This window comes from Mucilaginibacter galii, from assembly GCF_014635825.1.
Taxonomy (GTDB): domain Bacteria; phylum Bacteroidota; class Bacteroidia; order Sphingobacteriales; family Sphingobacteriaceae; genus Mucilaginibacter; species Mucilaginibacter galii.
Window position 1 is genome coordinate 46,584 of sequence record NZ_BMDO01000013.1, and the last position, 18,213, is coordinate 64,796.

Consider the following 18,213-nt stretch of genomic DNA (forward strand, 5'->3'; position numbering starts at 1 on the left):
AGGGTTGTGCCGTAATTGCCGAAAAGAGATGGTGAGCGTATTATAGAGTATTTTCGTGGTGGCAGCAATTAGAGTTACCGGTCCGTAAGGAACAGTTTGTTTCTTACGGACCGGTACTTAACATGAGGTACAACAAAGCCCTAAGCAAATTTTTTGCTTTTAATCCTTAGTAGGCTATTTATTAGTTAGCTTGAGTTTACTCGTTCGTAGCGCTGATTCCGGAAATTTTCAACTGCTTTATAGTGATGGGTTGACCGGCTTCAATAGATAACTGGTTAAGTGGCGCGTTCGGAAAAAACACATTGGTTTGTACAGTAAGGCCATTGTCTGCAAATAATTCCAAGGAGGCGGCGTCTACAAATATTTTTAACGAAAGCTGCTTGGATGAACTTATCCGCGGGGCGAGGGCTTTCCTTGCGAAGCTTTTTTCAAAATAGACTTTTCCCGCTTTGCGCCTGTCTACATAAATGGTGTTGGTCTTTTTGTCATAACCGGCAATCAGTTCATCGCCCTCTTTGTTACCGAACTTGATCGCAAAACTGGTGTTGTTTGAAGTCGTTAACTCCAACATATAACGGGAGTTCAATCGCTGGATTTTTGATGAGAGGTTATAGCTCCGTTTACCTTTGAGATTGTTTAGAACCATGCTTGGCTGAACGATCTTGCTTAACTCTTTAACTGGCACCGAGGCAAGGGACAAGGTTTTACCTATTTTACTTAATCTAAGTTCGCGGGGTAAGGTATTGGCACCACGCCAGCTTTGCGTGGGTACCTGGTTAGCATATTGCCAGTTGTTCATCCAACCCATAAACACTCTGCGGTTGCCTGTACCGGCAAAGGTTACTCCGGCATAATTATCAGCACCATAGTCAATCCATCGCGTTGCTGTATTTTCGGGCGTAAAAGTTTTACCGTCAAAATTCCCGATAAAATACTGCGTTGCCGAACCGCCATTAGGTCCTCCCGGATTAATGCTAACTAACAGTACCCATTTTTTCACACCGTTATAAACCAGGCTAAAAAGGTCGGGGCATTCCCAAACACCGCCATGCGCACCAAGATTATTACCAAACTCACTTAACCGCTTCCAGCTTTTCAAATCTTTGGAGCCATAAAAAGTTACCGATTGCTTGGTGGCCAGGGTCATAACCCATTGTTTAGATTCTTCATTCCAGTTTACTTTCGGATCGCGGAAATCCCATATGCCGGGATTAGGTAACACAGGGTTACTTTCATATTTCTTCCAGGTTTTACCTTCGTCTTTACTGTAGGCAATACCTTGATATTGGTGTAGGCCTGTTTTGGCGTCTTCTATCTTTTGATTATGGTAGGTGTAAATAGCTACCAGGGTATTTTTACCGAAGCCGGCTGTGTTGTTTACGTCTACCACGGCACTGCCCGAGAATATCATCCCTAACGAGTCGGGGTATAAGGCAATGGGCTGCTCTTTCCAGTGAAGAAGATCGGTGCTGATGGCATGCCCCCAGTGCATGGGACCCCAGGTTGTACCGCCGGGGTTATATTGAAAGAATAAATGGTATTTTCCATTGAGATACACCATACCATTCGGATCGTTCATCCAGTGGGCCTTTGGCGAAAAATGGTACTGCGGACGGTAAGTTTCTTTGGCCGCATCATTTTGTGCCATTACGGATTCTGCAGAAACTACCATACCAGCAATCAGCGTTATAGCGGCGAAATAAATCGTTTTTATTTTTTTGAATTGAAGCATATGCTTTAATTATTGAGTTTATTATTCGGGTTAAGTATTGTTTTGAGCGGCCAGGCCTTCAGCATAGGTACGTTGATCACCCCTCCTTCAGAAAACAGTTCAATGCCTGTCTGGGTCTGAGAAGGAAAATTCGTTGTGCTGAGTACTATGCTGCCATCATTGCAGAACACCTCTACTGAAGATTGATCTACGAAAATTCGCAGCTTGAGCATTCCTTTTTCCAACGTAAGCGGCGCGTTATACTTTTTGGCAAACAGCCTTGTAAATGAAGTATCACTCCTATAATCTGTAGCGTTCGACCGGTCTATCGTTAGCTGTGATACCACTGGATCATAACGAAAGACCATTTTGCGTCCTTCCCCCACAAACAAGTTGAGGCCAAAGGGATGCTGATCGGTCGGTTTAAAAGCCACTTCCAATTCATAGCTGTTCTTTTTGGGCTGGAAAGCTATAGCTTTAGTACCATTGATCTTTAAGTTATTCTTGCTGAATTGCGCTCCGCGGAGTTTGCTTAAAGCTGGCACAGGCTGTTGAACAATCTGATACCCGGTAGAGCCATGCTTAAGCGACATGATTCTCGGCAGGGACTGAAAGCCTTTTCCCCATCTTGTTGGAACTTTGTTTGCATAGTCCCAATTACCCATCCACCCTATGGCAAATACCGTATCGCCAAAAGAACGTTTCCGATCATAATTTCGCCAGGTACGGGTTGCATAGTAATCGGGGCCGTAATCGAGCCAATTGGCATGTTCGAGCTGGTTATTCATAAGCGCATCAGAAAACACAATGTGGTCAACGGCAATGTTCCCCATCTTAGCGGCTGGATGCCGGTCAAGAATTTCGAGCGAAACGTTTTTTCCCTTCAAATCACGTACGTCCCAGCCGTTCCATTTTAAAACGTTGGTGTTGTCTCCCGTTGTACTCCTTACAACCTTGCCGTTCCATAACAATTTTATACAAGTACTGTCTGGATGGTTTCCACCAGCCAGCAGGAAATTGATAGCATTACTGCTCACCTTAAACGGGACCGATATCAATTTACCTGTTTCACCTTGCTTTCCGGAAGAAGCTGAAAGTGCCTTGCCTAAAAAATCAATAGATTGTGTAGTATCTACGAAAGCTTTTCCCTCTTGTTTCCATCGGGTCAGGCCGTTTTCAAAGTCCTCGAAAACTTTTCCTTGTATTCCTATACCTTCTTTCAAATAATTATGGGTTTCCTGGTCAGGCGTAAAGGTTTTTCCATCAAAGTCACCTACAAAATATTGTACCCGGTTTGGCCCCCGGCCAATAAGCATTACCCACTTTTTGCTTTTGGTTCCTGTAATAGGCAGTTCAAACAGGTCGGGGCATTCCCAAAAAGAATTTTTGGCACCCAAGCCCTGAAAGCTACTGCAATATTTCCAGGTTTTCAGGTCTTTGGATTCATAAATCTGGATCTCCTGCACATTCGGTACGCTCACAACCATTTTCCAAAGCTGATCCTGTGGATGCCAAAAAACCTGTGGATCACGGAAAAATATCTTTTTAATATCCAGTACAGGGTTGTTTTGATAATAATTGAAGGTTTGCCCTTCGTTTGTACTTACCGAAAGCACTTGTGCTTCGGGCAGTGTATCGCCGGGATAATTGCGGGTAAATACAGCAATCATGCTTTGTTTCCCGAACCCACTTGTATTAGCGGTATCCACCACAACTGAGCCGCTGAAGTAAGAGAAAGAGCGGTCACTGCGTTTCATAGGGTAAGGCTGTTCTTTCCAGTAAACTAAGTCCTTGGATGTAGCATGTCCCCACCAAAACAAATGAAATGTGTCATTGGTAAATACCAGCCCGTCTGGATCTCCGATCCATCCGCTTTGAGGCCGGAAATGGTATTGCGGATAATATTTTTGATCGGTTACCGGTCCTGTTAAGGTTTGCCCATAGGTATGCCTGGCTGTTAGACTTAACAGTAACAAGCATACCTTTATAGCAAATCGGTTTTTCATTTTAGTGTTTGATCACTTTCAAATTGTTCACACTAACTTCCATACCCTCGGCACCCAGGCTCCACATATTGCCATTCATACTGTAGATCCGGTTAGTTAAAGCGACTTCATCATTAACATACAAAACAGCAACCGAGCCATCTGCAACTACGCTGAAATCGTAATTTTTGCCAGCCTGAAAATTAAAAGGTACGCGGGTAACTTCCACACCGTTGTTGTAAGCGGCAATACGTTTGGCCGCAGGTTCAAACTTAATAACATAGCTGCTGGTGTTATCTGCTTTGGTGTTGAATCCAAGCGAGGCTGTACCGGTCAGGTTACTAAAGGTCAGTCCTCCTTGTATCCTGGACGTGCCATCCATATTGCCGAACTTATACAATGCCATTGCTGGACTACCGCTCAGGATGTACTGCGTGCCGGCTTGCTTAACTGTTCCTGCCTGGCCTTTAATTTCGGCAGCAGTCTCCTTTGTGAAATAACCCTTCACCGCAGCAGGACTTTTTACGCCCAGTTTATCATTGCTCAGTTTTACCAACTCATGCGAAATGAGGTTGCCACCCCAGGTGCGGGTGCCGTTGTCGTTCTCCGGATTACGGCGGTGCGCCCAGCCAAATGTATAATTCGTTGTTCCGTTTGAAGCCACACGCCCTGCATAGAACTGGTGCCCGTCAAACATATCATTACCGTCGGCCGTTTTCATCCAGGGGCCTGCAGTTGAATTGGCTACACGATAATGTGTACCAGGTGTATTACTCCAGTCTTCACCAAAAAAGAGGTAGTATTTATCGCTGATCTTAACAATATCGGCGCACTCCAGCATCAGATAATTTCCTTCAACCGTTAGCGGCCCTCTGATTTGCCAGTTATCCGTAGCAGGATCAGCCGACTTGTAAACCAGGATAATGCCTTTACCCGCTTGCTGGGTGCTTACCAGCATCCAGTATTCCTTAAACTCATCGTTATAAAACACATAAGGGTCGCGGAAATCGCTGGCACTATATCCGTCCGAAGCCCGGAGAGCGAAACTTGTCTTCTTGGTCCAGCTCTTCATATCTTTACTGGTAGCGTACATTACTGCTTCGCGGCTGTTGCCACCTGCCCAGGCCGGATTGTTATTTTGCAGCCAGCTGCTTGTATTGTTATAGCCGGTATAGTAAAAGTAATAGGTGTCTCCAACCTTAACCATTGATCCGGTACCGACCAACTGATCTTGAGTGGCGGCTGTTCCATAAGAAATGACCTGTCCATCGTAACTAAAATTTAACAAGTCCTTACTGCTGAACTTATGAATATCATGCTGTCCGGTGCTGCTTTGTTTGGCCTTGTCAGTTGCATCATGCAAAAAGAACAGTTCAAACTGGTTATTAACATAGTAGGGCATCACATCACCAACCCAGCCTGTACGATTAGTACTGCCGGCACTGGCAGCCACGGTGGGTTTTGGATAGATGTTAAATTTTTCATCAGTGTACGGCAGAGCCGCAGTAGTAGCACTTTCTTTTTTACAGGCAAATAAGGTGAGTACCAAACTGCTTGCCAGTATTAATTTTTTATAAACCATAATTATCAGGTTTTGTGGTGAATACTGTCCGGTTAAATTGCTCAGCCGGATAGTATGTTATTTTACTTTTAAATAATCAATTGCGTTCTTGGTAATCTTTTTAATGTTAGTGAGATAGCGGTTGGTAGTGCTGCCGCCATTCAATGGTTCCGAATACCAGTCATAGGCACCAAAAGCTACAATAATTACTTTACCGCTGTTACTCACCGAAGGCCACTCCGCAATACCGGCCCTGCCATTAAGTTCGTTATCCCATCCTTCCGAAGCTAAATTGGTACCACCGGTTTGATCGTGCCACACAGCTGCTGTTCCGTAGCCGCCCCAATCGTTAATGTACCACCAGGAAGTATGATTTAAAGGAAAACTTCCTTTTGCTAACAAATAGGCTTTGCCGGGCTCAAAAGTTTCCAGACCCTGGAACACCGGATGGCTTTCCTTGCCCTTAAAGGATATAGCCCAATCACTTCCAGCCTCCACAGATCCAATTCCGCTTGGCGGAAAGTCCCCGAATACATTGTTGGGACCACGTCCTGCTGGTACTATGCCAAGGATTTCAACATATTTTGTGGCAAAGGTTGTCAGTAATAAGCTTCCGCCACCTGTACGATAAGCTTTAATAGCATTGACCACAGTAGACGATGCTGCTGCTGCGGGCAGGTCTTGAGCGGAGTCAAAATGCCACCAAATCACTTTATAGTTCGATAGCTTTTTACCGGTCTCTATGCTTTGAAACGAAACATAATCAGCAGTGGGATAAGTGGCGAAGAACCAGTCTGCTGCTGCTTTTTCATCAGGATTAGTAATGGCTGAACGTGACGCAGAGGTGCCGAGGAAAGCATATTCGCTTACCGAGTTACTGATCACATTCACCGAATAAGTCACTGTTGAACTTCCAACGGTTACCGTATAGTTTACGGGTTGCGTAAAGTTTTGCACAACGCCAGATGCCGGTGAAACGGTTGCACCTGATTGTAAAGTAATTTCCGGTGACAGTGCCGACACATTGGTACCATCCGGCAATATCAATGTAATATTCTTGTCCTCATGGTTAATGGTTGCATTTACACCATTAATTTTAAAAGCGGATACCGGGGGAATAATCTTAACAACAGCATTATAATCTTTAAATACATTGCCATTGGTAATGCGGTATTTAACCGTTCCGGTAAAGTTTAAAGCCTGATTTGATGCCGGGGTAGATGTGGCATCCGCAGGCATTTGCATAACAGGGGTTAAAGCATTTAAACTGGTGCCAAAAGGCATATTTAATACAATATCCCCTGTATTTTGATTGATTTCGCCTTTAATGTTGTTAATGGCAAAGGAGGTTAATTGAACTTCCGAATTGGCATTGAAACCGGAATCCTTATCCTTTTTGCATCCGGCCATCACCGTTACAGCCAGAATAATCAAGCTGAACGACTTAATTTTCTTACTTATATAATTTCTCATGTTATAATTGGTTAAGGGTTAGTATCCCGGGTTTTGAACGTAGCGGTTCTCGCTCCAAAAAATTTGGTTTTGAGGAATAGGTAAATACTCATCGCGGCCTTTGGTAAACCTTGCATTCTGATAAATACTTCTGGATGGCTTTTCTACGTTAAAAAAGTCATTCATCACCTTATCGGCAATACCCCATCTTACCAGGTCAAAAAAGCGTTCTCCCTCAAGTGCCATTTCCAGGCGGCGCTCAAACCGTAAAGCTTTGCGGGCGTTATCCAGGTTCCAGTCGATGTTCACCCCCGGTGTGTAAGGCTGCACATAATACTTTGAAGTGGGCTGGCCATTAGCTTTAACCAAACGCGAAGTGCTGTTTGATGCCCGGGTACGGATTTCGTTAATGATTGGCAAAGCTTCCATGGGGCGTCCCAATTCTATTAGTGCCTCGGCTTTAAACAACATCACATCGGCCAACCTGACCATGATCCGTGCCTTGGTGTTTCCAAAGAACGGAGCCACGTTAATAAAGCAATCACAATCCGGTGAAACGTTTTCTTTCATGGAATTATAAGTGCCGTATATGGGAATATTACGGCTCCAGGCCTCGGTTACAACCCGCATAGGATCGTATTTCCATGGCGAACCAGGGCGTGATATGGTATGATCGAGACGTGGATCAACGGTATTATTTGCATAGTCAACATTTTGCTGGCTGTAGGTATCTAAAAGCGGCACCCCGTTAGCGCCTGTTTTATAAGCATTGGCCAAATTTTGAGATGGCTTTTGAAAGTCGCAGCAACCTATACCTTGCGGAACAGTAAGCATGTCTCCATAATTTACACGGCCACGGCCTGCACCGTCATTGCTCGAAAACTGTACGGACATAATGGCTTCCGAACCGTTTTCAAAGCTGCCGGATACAAAATTATTTCCAAAATCCGGCTGAAGTTTATAGCCGGATGCCAACACCGCATTAGCGGCATCTACTACCTGTTGCAATTTTTGGGCATCAATACTGGTTACATTATGCTTTTCATCCTGTTTGTAAGCCTGGAATAAACGGGTTTTAGCCAAGAAAGCATAAGCAGCATATTTATTGGCACGGCCAATCTGACTTTGTGTTGCCGGAAGGGTATTTGCTGCAAATTCAAAATCAGCAGCAATCTTATCCAGTATCTGATCGCGCGTATATTTATTATTGGGCTCCAGCTTGTAATCATCAGAAGGCAGGTTTTCATCGATGTAAGGAATGTTCTTAAACAAATTTTCCACCATAAGGTACCAGTAGCCTCTTAAAAAGCGTAATTCTGCTTTTCTTGTGTTTAACAAGGGCATTTGTGCCTCCGTAAATTTATTTAATACGCGTAATCCTTCGTTTGCCCTGCGTATACCTACGTAAATATTGAACCAGATACCATCGTAATTCCATTGGTCGGGGCGTGATGTCGTAAATATTTCCATGGCATGGAAAACATCACCATCACTAATGCCGCCACCGCCTTTGTAAGCATCATCTGCACGTACGTTCCCGTACTGGTACATACTAAAGGCCCGGTTAATTTCATCATTGCCCAGCTGCGAGTAAGCAGCAATTACAAAGCCTTCGGCTTGTTCAGGTGTGGCCACCTGGTCTTCGTTCAGGGTGCCTTTTGGGTTTACTTCCAAAGCTTTACTACATGAAGTAAATAGCAGTGTCAGTAAAGCCATTCTGTATAAATATCTTTTCATTACTTTTTGGTTCTAATGGTTAAAATTTCAGATTAAGTCCGGCGGTTACCACCAGTGGATTAGGGTAACCGAAAGCAGGTGTTTCAGGATCTAAACCGGTAAACGACTTGGATTTATACAGGATAGCCAGGTTATCGCCACCGGCATAAACCCTTAATGATTTCACTTTGATTTTAGATAGCAGTGAAGTTCCGAAGGTGTACCCAACCTGCAGGTTACGCAATTTGAGGTAAGCACCATTCTCTATAAAGTAAGTAGATGGTCTTGCTTCAAAGTTATCGTCGGTAAGTGACACTGCCGGAATAGTGGAGCCTGTATTGGTCGGCGACCATGCATTCAACAAACGGGCTCCTTTATTAGAAGAAGATTCTGTTGCACTCCAAAAATCTGTAAATAATTTGGCTTCATTACGTACATCTACCGAACCTAAGCCTTGTAACAGGAAGGACAGATCGAATTTTTTATAATTGATAGAAGCATTAAACCCATAGGTAAACTTTGGCAATGGATTGCCGATCCAGGTGCGGTCATAGTCGTTGATCACCCCGTCATTGTTCAGATCGCGGTAGCGAATGCGCCCCAAGCCCTTACTTGGTTGTGCAGCCGATTCATTGACTTCCTGCTGATTCTGGAACAAGCCATCGGCCACATATCCAAAGAATGAACCAAACGTACGTCCAAGAATATTCTGCCCTCTGCCATCGCCGCCGTAGGCGTTTACTACTTCACTTGGCAGCTTGGTTACTTTATTTCGAACCACATCAAAGTTTCCGTTGAGATCTATACTCCAATCCTTCCCAATCTTGCTGCGATGGCCGAGGCTCAATTCAAATCCATTATTCTGCATGGATGCACCATTTACCCAGGTGTTACCACCTTCACCCAAAACCCCTATATAAGGTGGCAACAGCAAAATATCGGAAGTCTTTTTAACATAATATTCTACCGTACCATAAAGCTTTTGATTAAACAGGGAAAAATCCAGCCCAACATTTGACATTGTAGTTGCTTCCCATTTTAGGTTAGGATTAGCATTTTGCGACAGGTAATAACCGGATGGCAACACACCGCTTTTTGCCCCATTAATATCATAAGCAGTAAGATTGTAGTTAGATAAATAGATGTTATAAATGGCATTATTGTTAATTTCCTGATTGCCCGTTTTACCCCAGTCTGCACGGAGTTTCAACTCATCAAAAATCTTCGTTTGTTTTTTAAAGAAGGGCTCTTCGCTGATCCTCCACCCGGCCGAAAAAGCAGGAAATGTTCCAAACTTATTATTTTGCCCAAATCTTGATGAACCATCGAAACGAATGGTAGCCGAAAACAGGTATCTGTCCAGGTAAGAATAATTGGCCTTGCTAAAGTAGGAGAATAAAGTATTTTTGGCGCCATAACCACTGTTATCCTTAATGCCTGTACCAGCATCCAGGTACATATAGTCTGGGTCTTCCAACACAAAACCCTCCCTTGATGCCATGAAGGAAGTGGTTTTATCACTGTAAAACTCAGTTCCTGCCACTGCATTAAGGCGGTGGTTGTTTTTCACCAGGTCATAGTTTACGGTATTGGTCCAGGTCAGCTTTACATTGTGTGTTTGGGTATTAATGACCTTATTAACATCGTTCACCAGGTAACCACTTTGATATTTTTTCTGCCAGTTACGGGCGGTATAATCGCCGTAATCGATGCCGACATTAGATCGTACGGCAAGGCCTTTAGCCAGCTTGGCCTCTGCAAAGAAATTGCCGAATAAGCGCAGGTAATCGTAATTATTCTGTTGGTTATCGCTCAATATCCTTGCCGGGTTCTGGCGGTCATTCATTCCGTCAACCGGTCCTCCCCAGCCCATACCATCTACCGTATGTACAGGAATAATAGGCAATGCCTGTATTGCAGAGTTAATGATATCGGCAGCTACTTCGCGGGTTTTGGTTAAACTCAAGTTTTGCCCGAAAGTAAGCGCTCCGCCAAACATTTTGTAGTCTGAGTTTAACCTGGCCGAAATGCGGTTGAAATTAGTGGTCTTCAAAATACCCTGATTATCGAAATAACCTAGGGATAACAAGTAGTTGCCATTAGGGGTCCCGTTAGATACCTGGGCATCGTAATTTTGGGTCACACCAACGCGTGAGATCTCTTTAAACCAATCCGTGTTCGCTGATTTAAGCGTGTGGGCATTATCCAGGTATTCGGCCACCATAACGTTGTTGAGCACCGGCTGATTGCTTACAGGATCTACATTCCAGTTAAACTGGTAACGCAGCCCGTTAGAGTTAGGATCAAAACCACTGTTCACATAAGCTTGCCATAGTGTACGGCCGTAGCCCTGTGCATCCAGCATATCTATCCGCCTGTTATAGGTAGAAAGGGCGGTATAAGCATTAACATTAGCCTGCATAACGCCGTTCTTGCCATGCTTGGTAGTTACGATGATTACGCCATTGGCAGCACGGGATCCATAGATACTGGCTGCTGCTGCGCTTTTTAAGACTTGAATAGACTCAATATCGGCAGAATTAAGCTCATGCATACCGGCCTTGGTAGGCACACCATCAATAATGTACAAAGGGTCGTTATTGTTTAACGTTCCAATACCCCTGATCCGTACCGTGGTTGGGGAACTGGGAGCTCCGTTTCCGGTAATTAACACGCCGGCAATTTGCCCCTGCAGCGCCTTAATTGGGTTAGCCACCACCTGCTTTTTCATCTCACCCACATTAGCTATAGCTACCGAACCAGTGAGGTCCTTTTTTCGCTCTGTTTGGTATCCTGTCACCACTACTTCGTTTAGTGATTTTGCAGAAGCTTCCAGGATCACATCCAATTGTGTACGGCCACCCAAGTTGAGCTCCTGGCTGTTGAAACCAATGTAACTGAAAACAAGTACCGCATTTATTTCGGGTGTAGTAAGGGAATATTTCCCGTTTACATCACTTGAGGTACCCGAGGTTGTGCCCTTGACCGTGATATTTACACCCACCAAGGGTTCCCCTTTAGCATCGGTAACCTTTCCGGTTACCTTAAAGGTGTTTTGAGCACTGGCTTTCAGGAAAAAGCAAGGCAATAATAGGATTAGTAGAAAATTTTTCAATTTAATCTCATGTTAAATGGTTAATAATTTGGTTATTAGGGAAGGTGGTTAGCCTTGGTTATTGGTTATTGGTTATTAGTCTTTACGAGCAGTCGTAATGTTGCGTAAAGTATATTAAGTTAATTGGTTAGTTTTTTAGCTACAAAACGATGATCAGGATGCCGATGCAAAATCCATGTACTTCTTCTTCCAAATGAATCTTTCCAGATCAAATTTAGAGTAGTTGGGGCATGCGCCAGATTGAGAGGTAATGAAAGCCCCCATGGCTACCGCATAATCCAAAATCACTTCCAAGGGCTCACCGGCCAATTTCATCGCCAAAAAAGCGGCTAAAAAAGCATCACCCGACCCAATAGTATCAGCCACCTCAATAGCATAGGTAGGGTAATCATACCTAATTTGCCTTGAATAATAAGTTGCGCCTTTGCCTCCCTTGGTTATTAACACCTCTTGAATTTCAAATCGGCTGAATAAAAGCTCCACTGCCTGTACTTCATCAGTAATTTGTACAGTTGATAACCATCGGACGATCAGCAACAGTTCTGACAGGTTTAATTTTACCATGTCGGCCTTTTTTAAAAGATCAATGATAATTTCATCCGAGTAATGCGGAGCGCGAAGGTTCACATCAAAAACCCGGTAACGGGCAGACTCGATAAGGCTATACAGCGTTTTCCTGGTCACTTGTTCACGGGCGCTCAGGCTACCGAAAACAATAGCATCAGCTTGTGCTACAGCCTTGCCCATCTCTACAGTATAATTTATCTGATCCCAGGCTACAGGTTTTACAATGTCATAGGTCACTTCATGGTTTTCCGAAATTCGTGCTAATACCTCACTCGTAGCATATACTGAACTACGCTGCACCAAAGTTGACGATATACCGCCCGATTGCAGAAAGGCGATCAGATCATCACCCGCCTGGTCATACCCAACGCTGCTTAGCAAATCAACCGCTATGCCTAACTTGTTTAAATGATAGGCTACATTCATAGGCGCGCCGCCCGGGTTACGTACATCGGGCAAAACATCCCAAAGGATTTCCCCGAAACAAACGACTTTAGGTGTATGGCTTCTTTTCATCTGCTCCATTTTAGTGCATAATTAAGTTATCGCCAATTGATTCTAATGAGCGGCCTTTGGTTTCCGGCATCATGCGCCAAACAAAAATTAGTTGCAATACCATCATAGTTGCGAAGAAAAAGAAGGTTGTTGCCCCCCCTAATTTTTCGGCCAGGTAAGGAAAGCTGAACGCTATTAATGCAGCCATGATCCAGTGTGTGGAGCTTCCCAGCGTTTGTCCTTTTGCACGTACCTCATTAGGAAAGATCTCCGATATGAACACCCAGATGACCGCACCCTGTGAAAAGGCGAAGAAAGCGATGAAGACCATTACATACACGGGTATAGCAAAACCACTGAATTGCCCGGAGTAAAAGGTTATACCCACTAAAAACAGCGACGCTATTAACCCTACCGAGCCAATGAGCATCAGCAAACGCCTACCTACTTTATCAATTACGTTTATAGCAACCAGGGTAAATATAAAATTGATCAAACCAATGCCTACGGTAGATAGCAAAGACGAATGCGCTCCTAACCCAGCCATTTCAAATATGCGGGGTGCATAATAAATAATGGCGTTAATTCCTGATACCTGGTTGAAGAAGGCAAACAAGACCGCTAAAATGACCGGTGCTTTATACTGCCCCGAAAAAAGACTGGTACTTTTGCTATCTGGCGTAGTGAGGTTTGACTGTTGAATAGCGGCCAGTTCCTGATCGCAGTTGAGCGGATTGATCACCCGCAATATTTCCAAAGCGCGTACAAGATTCCCTTTCTTTAAAATTAGCCAGCGCGGACTCTCCGGAATAAAGCGAATCAGGATAATAAATAACAAAGAAGGGAAAGCCTGTACACCGAGCATCCAGCGCCATGAAGTTTCACCACCCTGACCAATAAGGTAATTAGAAAGATAGGATATTAGTATACCCAATACCACATTGAACTGAAAAAGCCCTACTAAGCGACCACGACGGTCTGCCGGCGACACTTCGGAAATGTAAATAGGTGCCGTTACTGAAGAGGTGCCTACCCCAAGCCCGCCCAAAAACCTGAAAGCTAAAAATATATACCAATTATCTGCCAGTGCCGTACCAATAGAAGATAGCAGGTAAGCCAGGGCAACAAAGTACAAAGTATTCTTACGCCCAAATTTATCGGAAGGTTTAGAACCCAACAATGAGCCAATAACTGTTCCTATTAAGGCAATAGATATGGTTAACCCGTGCTCAAATACCGATAATCCCCAAAATTGCTGTATAGACTTTTCGGCCCCTGAAATAACAGCAGTATCAAAGCCAAACAAAAAGCCACCCAGGGCCACGACCATAGACCAGGCCAACACAGAATGTTTCCTCATAAATAAAAGTATAATTGGTTTACCTTCCGAATATCGTGAGCAATACTGTGGGGGCTCTTAAATTTTGTATCAAATTTCTCTACTAAAATTGAATTTTTATAAGTAATTGACAATGAGTATAATAAAATTTTTTTATCAAATTTACAGCTGCTAAATCTTCGATCAGGTTACATCAATCTATAGTTATGTATCATTTAGCATGAGGATGCCACAGTTTCAATGCAACAGTTAATTTGATTTTGGAACCGCTTTAGTTAAATTTGAACTACTGCCTTCATGCATCGATTATAAACCAACCGCAGTAAGGATTTTTTACTATGCTTTTACATACCATAAATTGGGTGAGTTACTACCGCAAGTTGGTATTTCTTATCCTGTTGTTCATAGTTTCAGGGTGCAGCAACAGCAAAAAAAAAGCGGATTTTACCATTGGGTTTTCCCAATGTGTAGGGTCAGACCTATGGCGTAAAACCATGTTGCAGGAAATGCAAATGGAACTGTCTTTACACCCTGCGGCTGGTTTCATTTACAAGGATGCAGGTGGTAATAGCAATAAACAAATTAGCCAGGTAAAGGAAATGCTTAACCAAGGCATCGATCTTTTAATTATTTCGCCTAACGAGGCCCAACCGTTAACACCCATCGTTGAAGAAGTTTACAGTAAGGGAATACCCGTAGTAGTACTTGACCGCAAGACCACCTCTAATCAATATACAGCTTATGTAGGGGCCGATAATTATCAGTTGGGAAGAATGGCTGGTGAATATATTTCTACCCTGTCAAAAGTTCCGGTCAATGTTATTGAGATTATGGGGCTTCCCGGATCGTCTCCTGCCATTGAGCGCGAAAGAGGGTTTAAAGATGGCATAGCAGGACACCATCATGTAAAAATTGAGGCCAAAGTGTTTGGAGATTGGCTAAAAAATAACGCTATTGAACAGTTGTCGCAAATAAAGCCACAACTATCCAGCGTTAACTATGTGTTTGCGCACAATGATGTTATGGCGTCAGGTGCGCGCTTTTATCTGAATAAGCTAAACCGTTCTAAAAACATCAAGGTTATAGGAGTTGATGCATTGCCGGGACAAGGCGGGGGTTTACAGATGGTGGCAGACGGCGTACTTAATGCAAGCCTGCTTTATCCTACCGGCGGAAAAGAAGCGATTGCTACAGCATTCCAGATACTGAGCAAATCTACTTTTATCAAGGAAAATATTTTGCAATCTCTGGTTATTGATTCCTCTAACGTGCAACTCATGAAAATGCAATGGAGCCGCATAAACAGCCAGCAACACGATATTGATAAGCAGCAAAGTTTGCTGCAAGAACAGCGGGTTATTTATAACGATCAAAAAATCATATTGAATATCATGGTGATTACCCTGGTGCTTGCTATTATTTTTGGAGGGCTTGCTTTTTTTTCGCTGGTAGAAAACCGCAAGGCAAACAAAAGTTTAGAAGCAAAAAATGAGGAAATATTAGCCCAACGTAATCAACTTGTTGAAATGTCGGCTAAGGCAGAAGTAGCTAATGAGGCTAAGTTTAATTTCTTCACTAACATTTCGCATGAGTTTCGCACTCCTCTTACCCTGATACTATCGCCCATTGATGAAATGCTTAAGGACGAGAAGCTGGTCAAAACAAGTGGTAAGGCTCTTAAAATTATACATCAAAACGCTTTCAGGTTATTAAGTTTGGTAAATGAGCTTTTGGATTACCGTAAACTGGAATATGATAAGCAGCAAATACGGGTTTCAGAAAACGATATTGTTACTTATGTAAGGGAGATAGCTGAATATTTCAGACACCAGGCACAGCGGCTCAACATAAATTTCATAATAACGTCAGAAAGCAAACAGATCAAATTATGGTTTGATCCCCGAATGCTGGATAAGGTATTTTTTAATTTGATCGCAAATGCACTGAAGTTCACCAATGAAAAAGGAACGGTGAGGATTTCTATAAAACAAGGCAACAACCAGGAGGTTTTAGTAGAAATTGAAGACAACGGGATTGGTATGACCAAAGATGAAACCGAGCGGGTTTTTGACCAGTTTTACCAAGCAGACCACACGCCAACATTGGGATCTGGCATTGGGCTCGCGCTATCGAAGGAAATAGTAGCACTGCATCATGGCCGAATTGATTTGATAAGTGAAAGGTGGAAGCGTACAGCCTTTACGGTAGTGCTGCCTGCAGGGAATAAGCACTTTAACACGGCCGAAATCAGTCGCCCGGAAGTATCAATTCCGGATTTAAATGAACGCTCAAAACCCTATACTGTTGATTTAGAAAAAATTTCTTCAAAAACAACTTCAGGTGGATTTAGTAAACCTAAAGAACATTCTGTGCTGGTGGTAGAAGACAACCCTGATTTGTTAAATTACCTGGAAGAAAAGTTGAGTGAACACTACGAAATTTACACCGCAGTAAATGGCATGTCAGCGCTTAATGAAGCTATTGAGCGGGTTCCTGATCTGATCATTTCAGACGTTGTACTGCCTGAACTTTCAGGTAAAGGGCTTTGTGAGAAGATCAAGTCAGATTTCAGAACTTCACATATACCACTAATTCTACTTACCGCTCAAAACAGTGTGGAGCAACAAATTTCGGGAATTAACGCCATGGCTGATGCTTATATGACTAAGCCTTTCAATCTCGATTATTTAATAGCCCGCATACAAGGCCTCATCAAAAATCGTGTAAAACTTAAAGAGCACTTCACGGCCGCAACCGACCTGACAGAGAAGTTACCTTTGCCAAAAACGCTGGATAAAAAGTTTGTAAATGATTTTATAGGAATTGTAGAACAAAATTTATCTAATGAAAGGTTTGGGGTAGATGAGATTTGCACTTTGTTAGGAATCTCCCGTGTGCAGGTCTATCGTAAAGTAAAAGCCCTATTAGGTTGTAGTGTTTCAGACTATATTGTAAATAGAAGACTCAAGAGAGCGAAGCAGTTATTAAGCAATGGAGAACTCACCATAGCTGAAATTACTTATGAAATTGGCTTCTCAAACCCCAACTATTTCTCAACAGTATTTAAATCCAAGTACGGATGTACACCTTCTGAATTCAGGAAGCAACAATGTTAGTGATCAGTTCCTACCACCCGTGTTTTGTCCCCTTTCTTCGATCCAATTGTTTTTAATCAATTGAAGAACAGCACACCATCCCTATTCTTGAATGAGGTTCGATAGTTTTCATATTTCAAACTATCAACAACACCTTCTATCGAGTTTATCTGGATGGCTAATACAGATAATTACAAGAACCGATGGTATATCTCAAAAAGCTTTTGTATACCTTACGCTGAGCATTTAATTAAATTCCCAAGAAATAATTACGTTTGAACTGACTATTATTAAACAATAGGCAATTATTGACGTTGCTATACCGTAAAACAGGCAGATTGAGATTAAATTAATTTATGCCAAGAAATAAATTAAAATTTAGAAGTATTCAGGCTCCAAATATTTATTAAAAAATCATCTATTAAAAAACCAAGAAATGAGACTATTATTATTTTGTGCTGTATTTTTTATAGCCACGCCTTTTTGTACAAAGGCGCAAACAACTGCCGATATTGTTCAAACACTTGAACAAAATTATAACTGGGCAAGGGCTAAGGTTATACAAGAAAGTGTTACTGTTAATGGCCCACCGGAAATGTTTACCAGGATTAAGTCTGATAAGCGCTCTTTCGACATTTCAACTTTTTCTTACTTAAGTTCGTACTTAGGTAAGTATTATGATAAAGTTTACGGCACTGATATATTAAATTCAGCAGAAAAAACATCCGTAAATACAACAGCTGAACAAAAAGCTGCATGTGCTAAAGAAATTGCTAAAATTTCGGGCAAATTGCATATCACGCTAAACGCACGTGGAATTAAATTAACAGATAATAGCTACGAACTCGGCATGACCACACTAACCACTATAGGTGAGTTTTTAAATCCTGAACGAGGCGTAGGGGTTTCTGCGGGATGGAGACCGATCGCTAATAAGGTTGCTATAACCATTAACAGCCTAAATAGAACCGGGCAGCCTGTAGTGAAGTGGAGCAAGGATTTCAGTAATTGCACAATAGATTTACCCATAGGAGGCGACACCAATTATTCAAGTATCATCATAGATGGTTTGAAAAAGGGCGGAAAAATGTAATAACCCTGCTCTGGTGCTCAGCTGATAAACCTTCTGTACTGTTTAACAAATTCTTACGGGTCTCGCTACTGTTCGTTAAGTTGC

10 protein-coding genes are annotated in these 18,213 nt (G+C 42.8%); 2 read left to right on the top strand and 8 right to left on the bottom strand.

The window, feature by feature from the left end; translation table 11 throughout:
* Positions 1 to 196: 196 nt before the first annotated feature.
* The 8 genes from IEV61_RS18570 to IEV61_RS18605 form a co-directional block, all read right to left on the bottom strand.
* Complete coding sequence (locus IEV61_RS18570) at positions 197 to 1,732, bottom strand: glycoside hydrolase family 32 protein (RefSeq protein WP_229747206.1); 1,536 nt, start codon at positions 1,730 to 1,732, stop codon at positions 197 to 199.
* A gap of 5 nt (positions 1,733 to 1,737) precedes the next feature.
* Positions 1,738 to 3,717 (bottom strand): glycoside hydrolase family 32 protein, encoded by a 1,980-nt coding sequence (locus IEV61_RS18575; protein WP_188418561.1) that lies wholly within the window; start codon positions 3,715 to 3,717, stop codon positions 1,738 to 1,740.
* Position 3,718: 1 nt separating this feature from the next.
* A complete protein-coding gene (locus IEV61_RS18580; protein ID WP_188418562.1) occupies positions 3,719 to 5,278 on the bottom strand; it encodes a glycoside hydrolase family 32 protein in 1,560 nt (519 codons plus the stop codon).
* 57 nt (positions 5,279 to 5,335) lie between these two features.
* Positions 5,336 to 6,730, bottom strand: a complete 1,395-nt coding sequence (locus IEV61_RS18585; RefSeq protein ID WP_188418563.1) for a DUF4960 domain-containing protein — start codon at positions 6,728 to 6,730, stop codon at positions 5,336 to 5,338.
* Between the two features lie 18 nt (positions 6,731 to 6,748).
* Positions 6,749 to 8,446 (bottom strand): RagB/SusD family nutrient uptake outer membrane protein, encoded by a 1,698-nt coding sequence (locus tag IEV61_RS18590; RefSeq protein ID WP_188418564.1) that lies wholly within the window; start codon positions 8,444 to 8,446, stop codon positions 6,749 to 6,751.
* A 19-nt stretch (positions 8,447 to 8,465) separates the two neighbouring features.
* A complete protein-coding gene (locus tag IEV61_RS18595; RefSeq protein ID WP_229747207.1) occupies positions 8,466 to 11,540 on the bottom strand; it encodes a SusC/RagA family TonB-linked outer membrane protein in 3,075 nt (1,024 codons plus the stop codon).
* A 153-nt stretch (positions 11,541 to 11,693) separates the two neighbouring features.
* Positions 11,694 to 12,623 (bottom strand): carbohydrate kinase family protein, encoded by a 930-nt coding sequence (locus IEV61_RS18600; protein ID WP_188418565.1) that lies wholly within the window; start codon positions 12,621 to 12,623, stop codon positions 11,694 to 11,696.
* A gap of 10 nt (positions 12,624 to 12,633) precedes the next feature.
* Positions 12,634 to 13,962: a sugar porter family MFS transporter gene (locus IEV61_RS18605; protein WP_188418566.1), complete on the bottom strand. Its 1,329-nt coding sequence runs from the start codon at positions 13,960 to 13,962 to the stop codon at positions 12,634 to 12,636.
* A 317-nt stretch (positions 13,963 to 14,279) separates the two neighbouring features.
* On the opposite strand from IEV61_RS18605, the gene IEV61_RS18610 reads away from it, so the two are divergent.
* Together IEV61_RS18610 and IEV61_RS18615 are read left to right on the top strand one after the other, a co-directional pair.
* A complete protein-coding gene (locus IEV61_RS18610; protein ID WP_188418567.1) occupies positions 14,280 to 17,057 on the top strand; it encodes a substrate-binding domain-containing protein in 2,778 nt (925 codons plus the stop codon).
* 415 nt (positions 17,058 to 17,472) lie between these two features.
* Positions 17,473 to 18,129 (top strand): hypothetical protein, encoded by a 657-nt coding sequence (locus IEV61_RS18615; protein WP_188418568.1) that lies wholly within the window; start codon positions 17,473 to 17,475, stop codon positions 18,127 to 18,129.
* The last annotated feature ends 84 nt before the right edge of the window (positions 18,130 to 18,213 follow it).

Excerpts from the sequence above, each read along its gene's own strand:
- IEV61_RS18570 (WP_229747206.1), bottom strand. The coding sequence starts at position 1,732 with ATGCTTCAATTCAAAAAAATAAAAACGATTTATTTCGCCGCTATAACG.
- IEV61_RS18575 (WP_188418561.1), bottom strand. The coding sequence starts at position 3,717 with ATGAAAAACCGATTTGCTATAAAGGTATGCTTGTTACTGTTAAGTCTA.
- IEV61_RS18580 (WP_188418562.1), bottom strand. The coding sequence starts at position 5,278 with ATGGTTTATAAAAAATTAATACTGGCAAGCAGTTTGGTACTCACCTTA.
- IEV61_RS18585 (WP_188418563.1), bottom strand. The coding sequence starts at position 6,730 with ATGAGAAATTATATAAGTAAGAAAATTAAGTCGTTCAGCTTGATTATT.
- IEV61_RS18590 (WP_188418564.1), bottom strand. The coding sequence starts at position 8,446 with ATGAAAAGATATTTATACAGAATGGCTTTACTGACACTGCTATTTACT.
- IEV61_RS18600 (WP_188418565.1), bottom strand. The coding sequence starts at position 12,623 with ATGAAAAGAAGCCATACACCTAAAGTCGTTTGTTTCGGGGAAATCCTT.
- IEV61_RS18605 (WP_188418566.1), bottom strand. The coding sequence starts at position 13,962 with ATGAGGAAACATTCTGTGTTGGCCTGGTCTATGGTCGTGGCCCTGGGT.
- IEV61_RS18610 (WP_188418567.1), top strand. The coding sequence starts at position 14,280 with ATGCTTTTACATACCATAAATTGGGTGAGTTACTACCGCAAGTTGGTA.
- IEV61_RS18615 (WP_188418568.1), top strand. The coding sequence starts at position 17,473 with ATGAGACTATTATTATTTTGTGCTGTATTTTTTATAGCCACGCCTTTT.